The sequence below is a fragment of the Myxococcus sp. AB056 genome (genome assembly GCF_006547365.1).
In the GTDB taxonomy this organism is placed as follows: domain Bacteria; phylum Myxococcota; class Myxococcia; order Myxococcales; family Myxococcaceae; genus Myxococcus; species Myxococcus virescens.
This window is the reverse complement of record NZ_VHLB01000016.1, coordinates 38,724-54,527: the sequence shown is the minus strand read 5'-3', so window position 1 is coordinate 54,527 and position 15,804 is coordinate 38,724. Positions and strand designations below refer to the sequence as shown.

11 protein-coding genes are annotated in these 15,804 nt (G+C 68.5%); 3 read left to right on the top strand and 8 right to left on the bottom strand.

The features are described 5' to 3' along the window. Positions 1 to 142: 142 nt before the first annotated feature. Complete coding sequence (locus FMP39_RS10225) at positions 143 to 2,461, bottom strand: TIGR02266 family protein (RefSeq protein WP_141589747.1); 2,319 nt, start codon at positions 2,459 to 2,461, stop codon at positions 143 to 145. Positions 2,462 to 2,635: 174 nt separating this feature from the next. On the opposite strand from FMP39_RS10225, the gene guaB reads away from it, so the two are divergent. Then, entirely contained in the window at positions 2,636 to 4,093 is a 1,458-nt protein-coding gene (gene guaB / locus FMP39_RS10220) for an IMP dehydrogenase (RefSeq protein ID WP_141589746.1), read from the top strand. Positions 4,094 to 4,213: 120 nt separating this feature from the next. Here guaB and FMP39_RS10215 read toward each other — a convergent pair whose 3' ends face one another. Next, positions 4,214 to 4,861 carry a hypothetical protein gene (locus tag FMP39_RS10215; protein ID WP_141589745.1) on the bottom strand — a complete coding sequence of 216 codons (648 nt, stop codon included), beginning with the start codon at positions 4,859 to 4,861 and terminating at the stop codon, positions 4,214 to 4,216. An 86-nt stretch (positions 4,862 to 4,947) separates the two neighbouring features. Between FMP39_RS10215 and guaA the strand changes: the two genes are divergently transcribed. After that, positions 4,948 to 6,501 (top strand): glutamine-hydrolyzing GMP synthase, encoded by a 1,554-nt coding sequence (gene guaA, locus FMP39_RS10210; RefSeq protein WP_141589744.1) that lies wholly within the window; start codon positions 4,948 to 4,950, stop codon positions 6,499 to 6,501. 122 nt (positions 6,502 to 6,623) lie between these two features. Here the strand turns inward: guaA and FMP39_RS10205 are convergent, their stop codons facing one another. Together FMP39_RS10205 and FMP39_RS10200 are read right to left on the bottom strand one after the other, a co-directional pair. Beyond that, complete coding sequence (locus tag FMP39_RS10205; protein ID WP_141618081.1) at positions 6,624 to 8,717, bottom strand: S46 family peptidase; 2,094 nt, start codon at positions 8,715 to 8,717, stop codon at positions 6,624 to 6,626. A gap of 304 nt (positions 8,718 to 9,021) precedes the next feature. Continuing rightward, positions 9,022 to 11,442 (bottom strand): ABC transporter permease, encoded by a 2,421-nt coding sequence (locus FMP39_RS10200; protein WP_141589742.1) that lies wholly within the window; start codon positions 11,440 to 11,442, stop codon positions 9,022 to 9,024. Between the two features lie 282 nt (positions 11,443 to 11,724). Between FMP39_RS10200 and FMP39_RS10195 the strand changes: the two genes are divergently transcribed. Continuing rightward, entirely contained in the window at positions 11,725 to 12,330 is a 606-nt protein-coding gene (locus FMP39_RS10195) for a hypothetical protein (protein WP_228557849.1), read from the top strand. 28 nt (positions 12,331 to 12,358) lie between these two features. Here FMP39_RS10195 and FMP39_RS10190 read toward each other — a convergent pair whose 3' ends face one another. From FMP39_RS10190 to FMP39_RS10175, 4 genes are all read right to left on the bottom strand, one after another. Then, a complete protein-coding gene (locus tag FMP39_RS10190; RefSeq protein ID WP_141589740.1) occupies positions 12,359 to 13,171 on the bottom strand; it encodes a DUF3014 domain-containing protein in 813 nt (270 codons plus the stop codon). Positions 13,172 to 13,327: 156 nt separating this feature from the next. After that, positions 13,328 to 14,209: a ribonuclease H-like domain-containing protein gene (locus FMP39_RS10185; protein WP_090492618.1), complete on the bottom strand. Its 882-nt coding sequence runs from the start codon at positions 14,207 to 14,209 to the stop codon at positions 13,328 to 13,330. Beyond that, on the bottom strand, positions 14,209 to 14,634 hold the full coding sequence (locus FMP39_RS10180; RefSeq protein ID WP_141589739.1) for a (deoxy)nucleoside triphosphate pyrophosphohydrolase: 426 nt from the start codon (positions 14,632 to 14,634) through the stop codon (positions 14,209 to 14,211). Before FMP39_RS10180 ends, FMP39_RS10185 begins: the two co-directional genes overlap by 1 nt. Then, positions 14,634 to 15,797, bottom strand: a complete 1,164-nt coding sequence (locus FMP39_RS10175; RefSeq protein WP_141589738.1) for a PQQ-binding-like beta-propeller repeat protein — start codon at positions 15,795 to 15,797, stop codon at positions 14,634 to 14,636. The genes FMP39_RS10180 and FMP39_RS10175 overlap by 1 nt, the downstream gene beginning before the upstream one ends. Between the last annotated feature and the right edge of the window lie 7 nt (positions 15,798 to 15,804).

Genomic DNA, 15,804 nt, shown 5'->3' with positions numbered 1-15,804 from the left:
GGGAGCGCGCTCGTCTGTCCGGAAGGAAGCGAGGCGCTACATAGCAGGCAAATCCGACCTTCTAGGGGCTGGCCAGATTCACCGGAAAATTCCCGGAACCACACATGACACGGAGTGTGAGCAGGGCACGCAGAGCGCATTTTCAGGCTCTTCCGAACAACCCCTTGAGCCACTCCATGAAGCCCTTCTGCTTGGGTGCAACAGCCACACTGACAGTGGGAATCGAGGGCACGGGCGGCGAAGAAGCGGGCCGAACGAGCACGGGCCGTGCGGCCGACGCGGCGGCGGCCGTGGCCATGGGCACCTTCACCGGAGCGGATGGCCCCGTGGCCGTGGCCCCCGCGTGGCCCGCGCTCCGTGCCGCGGCTGCCGGACCCGGCGCCGGCGGCGTCTCCGACTCGAGCTGCGCCAGCCGCGCCTTCACGGCCTCCGGGGTGTCGCGCGTGGTGAAGGTGCTCGTCACCTCGCGGCCCGACGAGGCCTCGCGCGCGGTGACCTTCAACAGCGACTCGTTGCTGACCTCGAAGGTGACATTCACCTGCACGGCCCCACGCGGGAGCTTCGGCAGGCCCTCCAGCTTCAGCGTGCCCAGGTACTCGTTGTCAGCGGCCTTGTCGGAGTCGCCCTGGAACACCGTGAGCTCCAGCTCCGTCTGGCCGTCGCGGTGCGTGGCCAGGGTGTAGCTCTTGGTGGATGGCAGCGACGTGTTGCGCTCCATCACCGCCTTGAAGCGGCCACCGGGCAGGCCCACGCCAATGGCCATGGGCAGCACGTCGATGAGCACCACGCCTTCCAACTGCCCCAGGCTGTGCGCCAGCAGCGCCGCGCCCAGCGCCACGGCCTCGTCCGGGTGCACGCCCTTGCTGGGCGGCTTGCCGAAGAACTTCGTGATCTTCTCGTGCACCAGCGGGAAGCGGCTCTGCCCACCGACGAGGATGACCTCGTCGATCTCCTGCGGCGTCACCTTCTTCGCGCGGAGGACCTCCTCGCAGACCTGGAGGGTGCGATCCACCAACCCCTCCGTCAGCTCCACCAGCTTCTGCCGCGAGAGCATGACGTCCAGGTCGCACGGCTTGTTGTCGATCATCGTCACGAACGCGACGTGCACCCGCACCTCCGAGCGCTCCGACAGCGCGCACTTGGCGCGCTCGGCCGCGTCGTTGATGCGCTGCAGGGCCACCCGGTCCCCTTGGAACGCGCGGCCCGTGGTCTTCTGGAACTCGTCCAGGAGGTACGTGACGAGGGAGGAGTCGAAGTCGATGCCGCCCAGGAACGTGTCGCCGCCGGTGGAGATGACCTCGTAGACGTTGTCGTTCAGCTCCAGCACCGACGCGTCGAAGGTGCCACCGCCCAGGTCATAGACGAGCACGCGCTGGTTCAGCTTGCGGCCGTAGCCATAGGCCAGCGCCGCCGACGTGGGCTCGTTGAGGATGCGCTCGATGTACAGGCCCGCCAGCTTCCCGGCCTCGCGCACCGCCTGGCGCTGGTTGTCGTTGTAGTAGGCGGGGACGGTGACGACCGCGCGGGACACCGGGTGGCCCAACTGGTTCTGCGCCACCTCCCGGACCTCCCGGAGGATGAGCGCGGAGATCTGTTGGAGCGTGTAGACGTGCTCGCCCAGCTTCACGCCCGCGTCGCCATTCTCACTGGCGGCGATCTCATAGTGGAAGCGGTCCTTGAGCTGCTCCACCACCGGGGACGCGAAGGGCCGGCCCATCAGCCGCTTGGCGCCGTACACCGTCTGGCGCGGATTGGTGAGCATCTGCCCCTTGGCGGGGTGGCCCACCACCAGCTTGCCGCGCGTGTTGACGGCGATGATGGAGGGCACCGTGTTGTGGCCCTCGCGGCTGGGCAGCACGCCCGGCTTGCCGTTGCGGACGTAGGCCGCGCACGAGTTCGTCGTCCCCAGGTCGATGCCGATGACGACCCCGGCGCGCTTCGGGTCCTCCGAGCTGAGGTTCAACGCCGCGTTGGAGATCATCCGCGGCGGGGCGCCGGCTGCCTCGGCTGAAGCACTGCCTGGCACAGGGGCCGGCGCGTAGAGCTCGGAGGCGAGGGCGACGGGCGCCTGCTCCGTGGGTGTGACGGTGTAGTCCGGCGGCCCTACATTGGGAGGAACCGGGGGAACATCCGACTGGGCGTGGGGCAGGGTGACGACCAGCGAATCCAGGAACCGGCGGGTGGGCGCATCCGCGTTCAGGAAGCGCAGGCCCATGCCGACGACGCCCTGGCCGCCCTGACCTGTGACGTAGTGAACGACAGCCGCCGCGTGGATGATGCGTTCCCCGCCCGCCAGCTTGAGATCCAGGGTGACGGCCGTCCCCGGTGGCTTCACCGCGCGTGCGCGCAGATAGATGCCTCCCCGGGTCACATTCGGCCCATACTTCGCCAGGAACTCCTCGGGCGTCGCGAAGGGCAGCTTCACGACGAGCCCGACCGCCGCCTGATTCGATTCCGTCAATGCCCGGTTCCTGAGCCGCGAGGGGATACTGGGTTGCGATTATCGCCCGAACTCCGAGGGAACGGGCGTCAAAATCAGCGCCCTTCTCCGTTGCGCCGGGGCAGCGTACCTCGTATGGAACCGCACCCGCGGGCTGTGGTGCCCCGCGGGCACCTGCCCACGGGAGCGCCGCTCATGCTCAACCCCGATATCCGGCTCGCCCTCACTTTCGACGACGTCCTGCTGGTCCCGGGCGAGAGCTCGGTCGTCCCCAAGGACGTCGACCTGACGACCCGGCTCACTCGCAATCTCCGTCTCAACATCCCCCTCCTGTCGGCGGCCATGGACACCGTCACGGAGTCCCGGACCGCCATCGCCATGGCCCAGGAGGGCGGCATTGGTGTCATCCACAAGAACATGACCCCCGAGCAGCAGGCGCTCGAGGTCCTCAAGGTCAAGAAGTTCGAAAGCGGCATGGTGGTGGACCCCGTCACCATCGAACCGGAGGCCCCGCTGGGCCGCGCGCTGGAGCTGATGCGCCTTCACGGCGTGTCCGGCATCCCGGTGGTGAAGGGCCAGCGACTGGTGGGAATCGTCACCAGCCGCGACGTGCGCTTCGAGACCAACTTCACCCAGAAGGTGGAGTCGATGATGACGCGCAAGCTCGTCACCGGCCGCGAAGGCATCACGCAGGAAGATGCGCAAAAGCTGCTGCACGAGCACCGCATCGAGAAGCTCCTCGTCGTCAACGACGCCTTCGAGCTCAAGGGCCTCATCACCATCAAGGACATCGAGAAGCGCCGCACGCACCCCAACGCGGCCAAGGACGGCATGGGCCGCCTGCTGTGCGCCGCCGCCGTGGGTGTGTCCGCGGACCGCGAGGCCCGCGTGGAGGCGCTCATCAAGGCCGGCGTGGACGTCATCGTCGTGGACACCGCGCACGGTCACTCCACCGCGGTGCTGGAAGGCGTGCGCGACACCCGGAAGAACTTCCAGGGCTTCGAGCTCATCGCCGGCAACGTCGCCACCGCCGAGGCCACCCGCGCGCTCATCCAGGCCGGCGTGGACGCGGTGAAGGTGGGCATCGGCCCCGGCTCCATCTGCACCACCCGCGTGGTGGCCGGCGTGGGCGTGCCCCAGGTGACGGCCGTGGATGACTGCGTCCGCGAGGCCCAGAAGCACGACGTGCCCATCATCTCCGACGGCGGCATCAAGTACTCGGGCGACATCGTCAAGGCGCTGGCCGCGGGTGCCAACACGGTGATGGTCGGCTCGCTCTTCGCGGGCACCGAGGAGTCCCCGGGCGACGTCATCCTGTACCAGGGCCGCAGCTACAAGAGCTACCGCGGCATGGGCAGCCTGGGCGCCATGAAGCAGGGCGCCAAGGACCGCTACTTCCAGGCGGACGTGGAGGCCGTGAAGCTGGTGCCCGAGGGCATCGAGGGCCGCGTGCCGTACAAGGGCACCCTGGCGATGAACGTCCACCAGATGCTGGGCGGCATCCGCAGCGGCATGGGCTACGTGGGCTGCCGCACCATCGACGAGCTGCGCACCCAGGCCACCTTCGTCCGCATCACCTCGGCCGGGCTCAAGGAGAGCCACGTGCACGACGTCATCATCACCGAGGAAGCACCGAACTACCGCGTCGGGTAGTCCGGAGGGCGCCAGGGGCGCGGCGGCCCGTTCTCCCGCGCCGCGTCCCGAGGCCATGAAAAAGGGCCCGCGCCTCTCGGCGGGGCCCTGGGTGTCCAGCCAGCAACGGCCGGAGCTTCCTTACCGGCCGCGCTTGCGGCCACCACCCGACGCGGGGGCGGACTCATCGGCCGCGGGGGTCGACGGGGCCACGCGCTTCTCCGCGGCGTTCACCTGGTTGAGCAGCGTGTCCTTGTCGTCCGGCTCCAGCGTCTCGATGGCCTGACGCAGGGTGTTGAAGTCGAGCCGGGCGATGGTGACGGTGTTGCCGCCCTTGATTTCCTGGACGGTGGGCACGCCCACCAGCTCCCGCATGTAGGTCTCGAACTCCACCCGGACGTCGGCCGTCTGCTGGATGCAGTTGTCCTTGGCGTTGACCAGGTGCTGGGTGCCCTCGCGGTAGCTCAGGTCCGGGTTGCGGTTCATCGCATCCTCGAACGTGGCGGTCCGCTTGCGGAGGGAGGAGTACAGCTCGATGTAGTCCACCAGCCGGTCTGTCTCCGGCCGGTTCACATTGCGTGCCTTGATGAGCGCCTCGGTGGAGTCCTCACAGGTGAGCTTCTCCAGCTCGGCCGCACCCGGCATCTCCTTCGCGGAGAGATTCTGGGTTTCGCGGTCCAGCCGCTCATCCGAGGAGATCTCCTTCACGCATCCGGAGGCGGACAGCAGGAGTAGGGTCGCAGCAGCGGTAGGGGCGGACAGGCGGCGGAGCATCCAGGCCTCGAACAATTGAAGGTACTTGGGCGTTGTATTCCGGAAGTTTGTAGCGATAAGGGCCCCCAGCCGTCAACGACGCCCCTCTTGGAGACCCCCAGGTGGACCTGCACGCCGAAAAAATCCTGATCCTCGATTTCGGGAGCCAGTACACCCAGCTCATCGCCCGGCGCGTCCGCGAGCTGGGCGTCTACTGCGAAATCCACCGCCCGGACCTCCCGGCGGAGGACATCCGCAAATACGCTCCCCGCGGCATCATCCTCTCTGGCGGTCCGGCGTCCGTGGAGGCCCCGGACTCCCCCCGGTGCGACCCGTTCGTCTTCGAAGCTGGCGTCCCCGTGCTGGGCATCTGCTACGGCCTCCAGCTCACCGCCAAGCTGCTGGGCGGCAAGATTGACCGGAGCGCCCACCGCGAGTTCGGCAACGCGGAGGTGGAGGTGCTGGCCCGCCGTGGCCCCTTCGCCGAGTTCACCCCTGGGGACAAGGTCCAGGTCTGGATGAGCCACGGCGACCGGGTGGAGACGCTGCCCCCCGGCTTCGAGGCCATTGGCCGCAGCGGCAATTCGCCCTTCGCCGCCACCGCCCACACGACGAAGCCCTGGTTCGGCGTCCAGTTCCACCCGGAGGTGGTCCACACGCCGCAGGGCAAGGCCATGCTGCGCGCCTTCGTCTTCAACGAGTGCAAGGTCAGCGGCTCGTGGACGATGAAGGGCTTCATCGACGAGGCCGTGGGCACCATCCGCCGCCAGGTGGGTGAGCACGGCCGGGTCATCTGCGCGCTGTCGGGCGGCGTGGACAGCTCCGTGGCCGCGCTGCTGCTGCACCGGGCCATTGGCCCCCGGCTCCAGTGCATCTTCGTGGACAACGGGGTGCTGCGGCAGAACGAGCGCGCCCAGGTGGAGGCGCTCTTCGTGGACCGCTTCCACGTCCCGCTGAAGACGGTGGATGCCCGCCAGCGCTTCCTGGACAAGCTGGCCGGGGTGACGGACCCGGAGAAGAAGCGGAAGATCATCGGCCGCGAGTTCATCGCCGTGTTCGAGGAGGCCGCGCGCGACGTGCAGGACGCGGAGTTCCTGGCCCAGGGCACGCTGTACCCGGACGTCATCGAGTCCGTGTCGTACAAGGGCCCCTCCGTCACCATCAAGAGCCACCACAACGTGGGCGGCCTGCCGGAGACGATGAAGCTCAAGCTGGTGGAGCCGCTGCGCGAGCTCTTCAAGGACGAGGTCCGCGCCCTGGGCCGCGAGCTGGGGCTGCCGGATGAGATGGTGTCCCGCCAGCCGTTCCCCGGCCCGGGTCTGGCCATCCGCGTCCTGGGTGAAGTCACCGAGCAGCGCCTGGAGCTGGTGCGGCGCGCGGATGCCATCGTCCAGGAGGAGATTCGCAGCGCCGGCCTCTACAAGGAAGTGTGGCAGGCCTTCGCGGTGCTGCTGCCGGTGCAGAGCGTGGGCGTCATGGGCGACGAGCGCACCTACGAGTCCACCTGCGTGCTGCGCGCCGTCACCAGCGTGGACGGCATGACGGCGGACTGGGCCCGGCTGCCGTTCCCCGTGCTGGAGCGCATCTCCACGCGCATCACCAACGAGGTGCGCGGCATCAACCGCGTCGCCTACGACATCTCGTCCAAGCCCCCCGCGACCATCGAATGGGAGTAGGGCGGTAGGGCGTTTGACGCCCTGACGCGAAAGAGGCTGCCCGGGACATGTGCCGGGCAGCCTCTTCGTGCTTCAGGGGCCCTGGCCGACCGCGCCGGGGCCCCCATCTTCGCCCGAAGGCGTTACTTCGCCGGGCTGGCCTTCACGGGCGGGACCTTGGTGCTGCCGGGACGCAGCTCCTCGAGCAGCCGCGTGGCGCCGTAGATCTTCGTCAGCGACTCGATGATGGCCTGGCTGTGGACGCTGACCGAGCGGTTGACGCTCTCGTCGAAGCCGTACTCGCCGCCCAGGGACTGGATGTTGCCGTCGAACACGATGCCGACGATCTCCGCGTCCTTGTTGATGACCGGCGAGCCGGAGTTGCCACCGATGATGTCGTTGGTGGAGACGAAGTTCATCGGCGTGGTGCCGTCCAGCGCCTTCTCGTTCTTCAGCCAGGACTTCGGCAGCGCGAAGGGCTCCTCACCCGTGGCGTGCTCGAAGGTGCCCGCCATCTGCGTGATGGGGCTGACCTGCTTGCCGTTCTCCGAGTAGCCCTTCACCGCGCCGTAGGACAGGCGCAGGCTGAACGTCGCGTCCGGGTACTGGTTGGTGCCGTAGATTTCGAACTTGGACTTGGCCACCAGCTCGCTGTTCTTGCGGATGACGGACTCCACGTTCTCCTCGTACGACTTGCGGATGGCGCGCATGTCCGGGTCCAGCGCGACGGCCAGCTGGATCATCGGGTCCTTGGAGGCTGCGATGGCCGCCTTGCCGCCCTTGTAGAGCGACTGGCGGACCTTCACGTCACGCAGCTTGGTGCCCTTCACCAGCCGGGCGGCCAGCTTCTCCGGGGACTCCTTGCCCAGCACCTTCTTCACGAAGGGGTGGTCCGAGCCCAGCTCCTCGCGCATCTTGGTGAGGCTGAACGTCAGGCGGGCAATCTCCAGCTCCGGGTAGACAGGCGCCGGGCTGAACAGCTGGGCCTCCAGCGCCGGGACGTTGGCCTGGTTGAACTCACGCAGGCGCTCGCCGTTCGCCTTCGGGAGCTCCTCGGCGCCGCGCACCAGCGTGCGGGCCACCTGGAAGAGCGTGGAGGACAGGCCGCCGCCGTTCTCCATGAACGTCAGGTCCTGGCGGATGTTGCGCAGCTGCGCCTGGGCCTTGGCGATCTCATCCCACGCCGCGGCGTACTTCTTCTTCATCTCCGGGTTGGCTTCGACCTTCTTGCGCAGCTCCTGCTCCGCGGCGACCTTCTGCGCGAAGAACGTCTTGTCCAGCAGGGCCTCGTGACGGCCCTTGAGCGCCTTCACCGAGTTCTCCACGCCGAACAGCAGGTTGGTGGAGATGCGGCGCTGCTCGGCGCCACGGCGGCCGAACTCCGTCAGCATGCCGCGCATCTCGGAGAGCGTCATCAGCGTCTTGGGCAGCACCACGTCGCGCTGGAACTCCAGCTCCGCGATGGTGAGGCCACGCGAGGTGCGGCCCGGGTGGCCGGAGATGAAGGTCAGCTCGCCTTCCTGAGCGCCCTTGTCGGACCACTTGAAGAAGTTGTTCGTCGTCGCCGGCTTGCCGTCCTCGTAGACGCGCAGGAACGTCACGTCGAGGTCGTAGCGGGGGAACTCGAAGTTGTCCGGGTCGCCACCGAAGAACGCGATGGCGTGCTCGGGCGCCATCACCAGGCGGACGTCCTGGAAGCGCTTGTACTCGTAGAGGTTGTACTGGCCGCCCTGGTACAGGGTGACCACGTCACAGCGCGCCTTGGCGTTGCCGGCGGAGCAGGCCTGCTCCAGCTCGGACATCTTCGCCTTCAGCGTGTCCGCGTACTTCTTGCCGGTCAGGCCCTGGGTGGCCTTGTTCAGCGTCTCCGTGACGTCGGTGATCTTGACCAGCTGGTTGATCTCCATCGCCGGACACTGGGTCTCCTCGCCCTGCGTCTTCGCGTAGAAACCGTTGGCGATGTAGTCCTTCTTCGCCGTGGAGAGCTGGTCGATACAGCCGCGCGCGCAGTGGTGATTCGTCATCACCAGGCCGTTGGCGGACACGAAGCTGGCCGAGCATCCACCCGCCAGACGCGCCGAGGACAGGCGCACGTTGTCCAGCCACTGCTGGGAAGGCTCGAAGCCGTACTTCTCCTTCACCTTCGCGGAGGGAAAGTTGTTGTAGGTCCACATGCCCTCGTCGGCCATCGCGGGAGCCGCGCCGAGGAGGGTGGCAATCACGAACAAACGCTTCATGAAACGGTCCTTTCCAGGGCCATGGGTGTCGCGGTTCTGCGGGAAGCTCATGGCTGGGTCAAGCCAGTAAAAAACAGGGAAGATTTCCCGGGGAACCCAACATCCGAGCAGGCTCCTGATTCCCGCCGCCAGAGGTTGGATTCCGAGGAGAAACCGACCTTGAACCAGGCCCATTGAGGAACAACGTGACGCGGAGGAAAAAGTCGCATTCGCGTCTGGATTTCCCGTCAACGCGACGTGTCATCCGGCTGCGTTCCATGACTGGGATTCCGCATCCCGCGCCTGGGACGCAGAAGTCCCGACGTCAGTCCTTCCGGAGCGCCTGAAGCGGGTCCATCCGTATCGCACGCCGGGCCGGAATCCAGCAGGCGAGCAACGCCACGGCCGCCAGCAGCGCCGCCACGGCCCCGAACGTCCACGGATCCCGCGCGCTGACGCCGTGAAGCTGGCTTGCGAGCACCTGGGACAGGACCCACGCCGCTCCAATTCCCACCCCGAGGCCCAAGGCCGTCATGCCCGCGCCCTGGCCCAGGACGAGCCGAAGCACGTCCGCGGGCCGGGCACCGAGCGCCATCCGGACGCCCAGCTCCCGCGTGCGCTGGACGACCCGGAGCGAGATGACCCCATAGAGGCCGTAGGCGGCCAGCAGGACGGCAAGGACGGCAAAACCGCCGAGCAGCCCCAGGACGAGCCTGCGCATCGCCAGGGATTCCGAGATGACCTGCTCCAGGGTGAGCGCCCGGTAGACGGGCACGGTGCCGTCCACGCGGCGGATGGCCTCCCGGATGGCCGGCAGCAGCGTCTCCGGCTGCACCGAGGTGCGCGTGACCAGGACGAGCCCGTCATCGCCCCAGGGCCTGCCATGAGGCACGTGGAACTCGGCGAGCGGTTCGCGCTCCAGTCCCGCCTGGCGGACATCGCCCACGACGCCGACGATGGTGTACGGCGTCGCCCCGATGCGCAGCCGCTGGCCCAGGGCACCGCCTGCCGGAAAGTGCCGGCGGGCCAGGGTTTCGTTGACGATGACCACGCCGGGCTGGTCCGGCGCGGCGTCCAGGGACGTGAAATCGCGCCCCTGGCGTAGGGGGATGCCCATGGCGGCGAAGTAGCCCGGACTGGTGGCGCGGCGCTCGGCGCGAGGTTCGTCGCCGGGCTCCGGCAGAGGAGCTCCTTCGACCTGATACCGAGCGTTGTTCCAGGCCCGTTGGATGGGAAGCACGGACGTCATGCCCGCCGCGGTGACGCCCGGGAGCGCGCGAACCGCCTCCAACACCGGCTCCAAGAGCCGTCCCGGCAGCCCCGCGTCCAGGGCGCCGTCCTTGAAGAACCGGTCGTCTGGGATGGACAGGTGCAGCGTGAGTACCTGGCCGGGGGCAAGTCCGGTGGAAGTCCCCAGCAGGTGCAGGAAGCCGCGTCCGAGCAGGCCCGCGCCGACGAGCAGCACCAGCGATAGGGCGATCTCCACAACCACCAGCGAGGCCCCCAGGCGACGGCCGAAGCCCGGCACCGTGCAGCCATCGCCCGCGGCGGCGAGCCCACCACGGACGTCCAGCCGGGAGACCTGGAGGGCCGGAAGCAGCCCGAAGGCCAGGCCGCTGACGCTGGTGATTCCGAGGAGGAACAGGAAGGCCGTGGAGTCCAACGCGATGTCCTGGCGCCGGGGCAGGCTCTCCGGCGCCAGGGCCAGCAGCGCATCCAGGCCCCAACGCGCCAGCAATGCGGCCAGCGCGCCGCCCAGAAACGCCAGCAGGAGGCTTTCGACCAGGAGTTGCTGGACGACCCGGGCCCGGCCAGCGCCCAGGGCTAGGCGAACGGCCAGTTCGCGCCGCCGGGTGCCGGCGCGGGCCAGCAGCAGATTCGCGACGTTCGTACACGCGATGAGGAGCACCAGGGCGACGGCCCCCAGCAGGACCTGGAGCGGCGCCCGCCAGGACTGCGTCTGGCTTTCATCGAGCGGAATGACCCGGGCGCTCCGGTCCCGGTGGGATTCCGCCTGGGCCGCCGCGGAGTTCGCGGCGACTTGCTTCAACTGGGCCTCGGCGGAGGCCAGCGAAAAGCCCGGCGCCAGCCGGGCCCGGAGGGTCAGCACCGTGGACCGGGTCCGAGCGGCGGCGTCTGGCGGAGCCACCAGGGGCAGCCACACGTCGGTGGATGCATCGAAAGACGCGGGCATCACGCCAATGACGGTGTGGGCCAGGCCATCCAGGCTCACGGAACGGCCGAGGACGGCTGGGTCGGCGCCGAAACGGGCGCGCCAGAGGCGCTCACTGAGGACCGCGACCGGGGCCTGGCCGGGCAGGTCCTCGTCGAGCGCGAAAGTCCGGCCCAGCAAGGGCGGCACGCCATGAACCGTGAAGAAGTCAGCCGTTCCGCGAAGAGCCTGGAGGCGCTCAGGCGCATCCTGGGCCTGGAGGGTGACGCCGCCGCCAGTGAATGCCGCCATGTGCTCGAAGGCCGGGCTGTGTTGGCGCCAGGCCCAGAACGTGGGCCAGGACACCGGGCCGCCATAGCCCTGGGGGCGCAGCTCGACGAGGCTGACCAGCCGCTCGGGTTCCGCGTACGGCAGCGGCCGGAGGAGGACCCCGTGAACCACGCTGAAGATGACGGCGTTTGCGCCAATGCCCAGCGCCAGGCACAGCACGGCGGCGGCGACGAAGCCGGGTGAACGGCGGAAGGTGCGGACCGCGAAGCGAACATCCGCGGCGAGCGAATCGAAGAAGGTCATGGCGGGCGTCGGGAGTGGAGATCCTGCCGGATTCGACTGCAATCGACGGACCCGAAACCGGCCCGGACGGCCCAGAAACCAGGGCGGGGAACGGCCTGAATCGACCCCAGGTTTCGCGCCCGCTTAGTTTACATAACGAATGTTATCGGACCTTCTTTCAGAGGGAGAGGTCACGTCCTGGACGGTTATCCGCAACCCCATTGCCGCCAACCCACGGCCCGGCTGGCTGCCCGGCACTCGGTGCTTTCCGGCGTCCATCCAGGCGCATACCGTGGCCGCCACATGCGTCTTCTTCGATTCGGACTCGTCGCCGCCACCTGCTGTGGCGCTCTCGTCCTCTCGGGCTGCCCGGACAAGCCGGCCGCCACCCCGGACTCAGGGGTCGCCGAGGTACCCCAGGTCCCCGCGACGCCGCCGCCGACCCGGTTCTCCCTCAGCTACCAGGCGCCGCCCAGCGCCCCCGCCGTGGCACCCGCCAACGACGCGGGCGTGGCCGAGGACGCTGGAATCGCCGCCGCGAGCCTCACGGAGATCGCCCCGGCGCCCGATGACGCGACCATCATTGAGCCCACGTCGCTCCTGGAGCTCCGGACGTCCAGCCCGCTCAAGAACTACCGGGTCCGGCTGTTCGACGAAGCCGACCGGGCCATGGTGTCCGATGACGACGTCGAGGAATCCGAAACCGGCCTCGTCTACCGAATCCATCTGCCGAAGCCGCTCAAGTCCGGCTTCAAGTACACCCTGGTCGTGGATGCCCAGACCGGCACCGCGTTCACCGACGGCCTGGGCCGTGACGTCGACGAGTTCCGCCAAACCCTTCAAATCGCTGGCGAAAAGGAAAAGCCAGCCCCTCCACCCAAGCCCGCCGGCAAGAAGAAGCGCCGTTGAGGCTGAGCGGCCCGGGACTGGCTTTGAATCAGCGGTCCGCGACCGGCGGAAGCCCCAGCGAGCTCTTCAGCTCCCGCAGCTTGGCCTGGATGAGCTGCATGTTCTGGGGCCCCATGCGCAGCAGATGCTTCTGCGCGGGGCTCAGGGCCTCGAACTCCGGCGCCGCATAGGCATACAGCGCGCCTTCGGGAACGACTTCCACCGGGCCTTCCTGCACGGGCACCTTGAGCAGATGTTGGATGGCCGCGCTCAAGACGCTGCTGAATGTCTGTCCCGGCGGCGCAATCTCCGCGTGGGCCTGGTCAATCAGCGGCTTCAGCTCACGGTACACGCTGGCCGCGGACTGCGTGTCAATGGAGCCAATCACGCGGCCCACGGTGTCGTAGCGTGCGTAGCTGGCCGGATCGATGACCGTGGTGCCGTCCACCTGGGTCACCTGGAAAGCCCCCGTGGGCGCCAGGAACCCGAGCACCGTGCGCGGGCTCGAACCCTCCGCGATGTTGTTCACCGCTGCCGTGAAGCGACGAACCAGGTCTTTTTCGCCCATCCACCGCGCGAGCTCGGGGTCAGGCGAAAGCTGGCTCGCCAGGCTGCGGACCTCGGCGTCCCGTTCTGGCAGCGACGTTTCCGGCATCGTCGGGGGCGCCGCGGCCGTCTCGGGAGCGGGCTCCAACGGAATCGCGGGCACCTCCGCGGGCAGTGACTCCTGACGCCGCAGGCCGAAATACGACGCCACCAACGCCAGACCCACCAGGCCCAGGACGACGGCCAGCGTCTTGCTCTTGGAGCTCTGAGCGGATTCGGGAACCTCGGCCGGCGTCGGATTCGTCGGGTCGTTCATTCATTCCTCCGTAGGTGGACCCTTCAACCTACAAACGCCTCCCCAGGTCATTCCACCAGACCGCTACACTTCACACGCGCAGGTGTTCACCGTCCGGTACTCGCGAACGCACGGCTGCTGCCAGGACGGTGAACCGGGCACAGTCACCCTGCCCGCTCAGCCGCCCTGCTCCATGGCCCGGACGCGAGCAAGGGTCTGCAGATCGCGTTCGGTCGGCCCCAACTCCAGGATGATGCGGCTCACGTCGTAAAGCACGTCGCCACGCTCGAAGACTGGCAGCCGGGGAACATCCTGGTTCAAGTCGTCGGCGCCGCGGTTGTAGGCCACGTCCATCAGCGTCCGGAGCTGGAAGGCGTCGTACAGGTTGTACTCGACGAGGAACCGGAGGGCCTCCACATCGCCGCGGCGCTGGTACGCGCGCCACAGCAGCACCGCGTCGTAGCCATTCACGCCCTTCATGTGCGGCGGACGCTCGGCGCCAATCTTCCCTTCGATCTCCTTCAGGCCGCCACCCATGCCCAGGCGCCGCGTCACGAACCGCAAGTCGATGTGCGCATCCGGCACCGGAAATCGCGCGGGGCCGAAGTAGTCACGCAAGACGGGCACGTCGAAGCACGAGCCGTTGAACGTCACCCACAGCCGCCGGGCCGCCATGGCCTCCGGCAGCGCGTCCATGTTCCGGCCCTGGATGAAGACGTGAAGGCCCTTCGAATCGAACAGGCTCACCACCGTGGGCGCCTGGGCCTCCCGGCCGTCCGTCTCGATATCGAAATAGACGGCGTCGTCCTGGAACTCCGGGTACAGCCGCCAGTGCTCCCGGCTCGGCAGCAGCTCCGCGAGCTTGCGCAAGTCCCGACGGGCCAGCGCGTCCTTCGCCTCGGCGATGCGCGCCCGGGCCACGTCGTCGGACTTCCGATTGAGCGCCACCCCCTGGCCGGCTTCCGGAAAGTCATCCCAGGTGCGGATGCCGCGGGACCACAGGTCCTTCTCCCGCCAGGGACCGACACTGGGGATGTGCTGGAACGTCCGCTGCAGCATCAATCGAGCGCGCCCAGCCTTCCCGCCACCAGGTCGTCCAGGAGCGGGATGTCCGCCTCGCAGAACGGCAGTGACTGCATCTGCGCCGGCGTGTGGAACGCCAGCGCGTGGGCGCCCAGGGGCCGGGGCTCGCCCGAGACAATCCGGGCCAGGAACAACACCAACTCCACCGTCAGGTCCGGATAGGAATGCTGGCCCTCCCAGAGCCGCCGGCCCACGGCGAGCTCCACGTCCAGCTCCTCGCGGCACTCACGGGCCAGCGCGGCCTCGTCCGTCTCCCCGGCCTCCACCTTGCCGCCGGGGAACTCCCACAGCAAGGCGCGGCTTCCACCGGGGAGCCGCTGCTGCACCAGGAACTGGCGTCCATCCTCCGGCCGCGGAATCAGCGCCGCCACCACGCGGACCGTCCTGCGAGCCGGAGTCATCACCCGTCAATCCCGTTCATGTTCAGGGAGTACAGGTAGCCGTTGTTCGACAGCACGAACAGCTGCCGGCCCGCCACGAAAGGCGGCGCGGTGATGCCACTCCCGGGGTTCCACGACACGCGCGAGCGCCCCGTCTTGGGCTCCAGGAACAGCAGCGAACTGGACGTGGGCACGAGCAGCATTCCCTGGGCGAACACCGGAGCGAAGGCTGCCCGTTCCCCCAGGGGATGCGACCAGAGGAGCCGTCCTGTCTCCGCCAGGTAGGCATCCACGCGGCCGTCACCCGCGGCGAAGAGCACCTGGCCGCTGACCAGCAGCGACGTCATGCCGGCCACGGCGCTGTTCCACACCAGGTCACCCGAGTCGGACTCGAGCGCGAAGATGCCGCTCTTGTACGACGCGACGTAGAGCTGCCCGTTGGCGTCCATCACCGGGCTGCTGTCCACGTCCAGGAACTCGGAACCGGCGCCGGACAGCGAGCGCTCCCAGGTGACGCCGCCGTCGTCGACACTGAGCGCCACCACGAAGCCGTCGGAGAAGCCGACGTAGGCCACGCCTTCGCGCACCAGGGGCCGCGAAGCGCCGCGGACGGTGAAGCCGGTGGGCGGATCCCGGCGGTACTGCCAGGCCCACTGCCCATCCGCAATCTTCACCGCGAAGAGCGTGTCGCTCTCCGAGGCCACGAGCACCAGGCCATTCGCGACCACGGGCACCGTGGCCAGGGCCTCGCCCGCGACGTACTTCCACTTCTCCTCGCCCGAGGCCGCGTCCAGCGCGTACAGCACGCCGTCCCCGCCCGGAACATAGGCCACGCCGTCCACCACCCGGGCCCCGGCGTTGAAGCGGCTGCCCGCCTTGTACTTCCACTTCACCTGGCCGTCGGGACCCACGCCGCGGGCGAACCCGTCCCGCGTGAGCGCGACGGTCGTCCGGCTGACGGCGTCATAGGCAGGCGTCGCCGTCTCACGCGGCCCGTACTCCAGCGTCTGCGGGGGCGCGAGCGCCGCCCACCAGTTGACGGAGAAGTACTCCAGCGGCGTGTTCGACGGCGGCCGGGGCAGCTCCGGATTGCCGTAGTACTGCACGCCACTGCAGCCGCCCAGAAGCCCTGCCGCCACAGCGCCACCCAGCCAACGCTTCCAGCTCACGAGCCGCATCGTCATGGCGAGT

What these genes read in the sequence shown, in the direction of transcription:
- guaB (WP_141589746.1), top strand. Translation starts at nt 2,636, where the DNA reads ATGCTCAACCCCGATATCCGGCTCGCCCTCACTTTCGACGACGTCCTG.
- FMP39_RS10205 (WP_141618081.1), bottom strand. Translation starts at nt 8,717, where the DNA reads ATGAAGCGTTTGTTCGTGATTGCCACCCTCCTCGGCGCGGCTCCCGCG.
- FMP39_RS10190 (WP_141589740.1), bottom strand. Translation starts at nt 13,171, where the DNA reads ATGAACGACCCGACGAATCCGACGCCGGCCGAGGTTCCCGAATCCGCT.
- FMP39_RS10200 (WP_141589742.1), bottom strand. Translation starts at nt 11,442, where the DNA reads ATGACCTTCTTCGATTCGCTCGCCGCGGATGTTCGCTTCGCGGTCCGC.
- FMP39_RS10195 (WP_228557849.1), top strand. Translation starts at nt 11,725, where the DNA reads ATGCGTCTTCTTCGATTCGGACTCGTCGCCGCCACCTGCTGTGGCGCT.
- FMP39_RS10185 (WP_090492618.1), bottom strand. Translation starts at nt 14,209, where the DNA reads ATGCTGCAGCGGACGTTCCAGCACATCCCCAGTGTCGGTCCCTGGCGG.
- FMP39_RS10180 (WP_141589739.1), bottom strand. Translation starts at nt 14,634, where the DNA reads ATGACTCCGGCTCGCAGGACGGTCCGCGTGGTGGCGGCGCTGATTCCG.
- FMP39_RS10175 (WP_141589738.1), bottom strand. Translation starts at nt 15,797, where the DNA reads ATGACGATGCGGCTCGTGAGCTGGAAGCGTTGGCTGGGTGGCGCTGTG.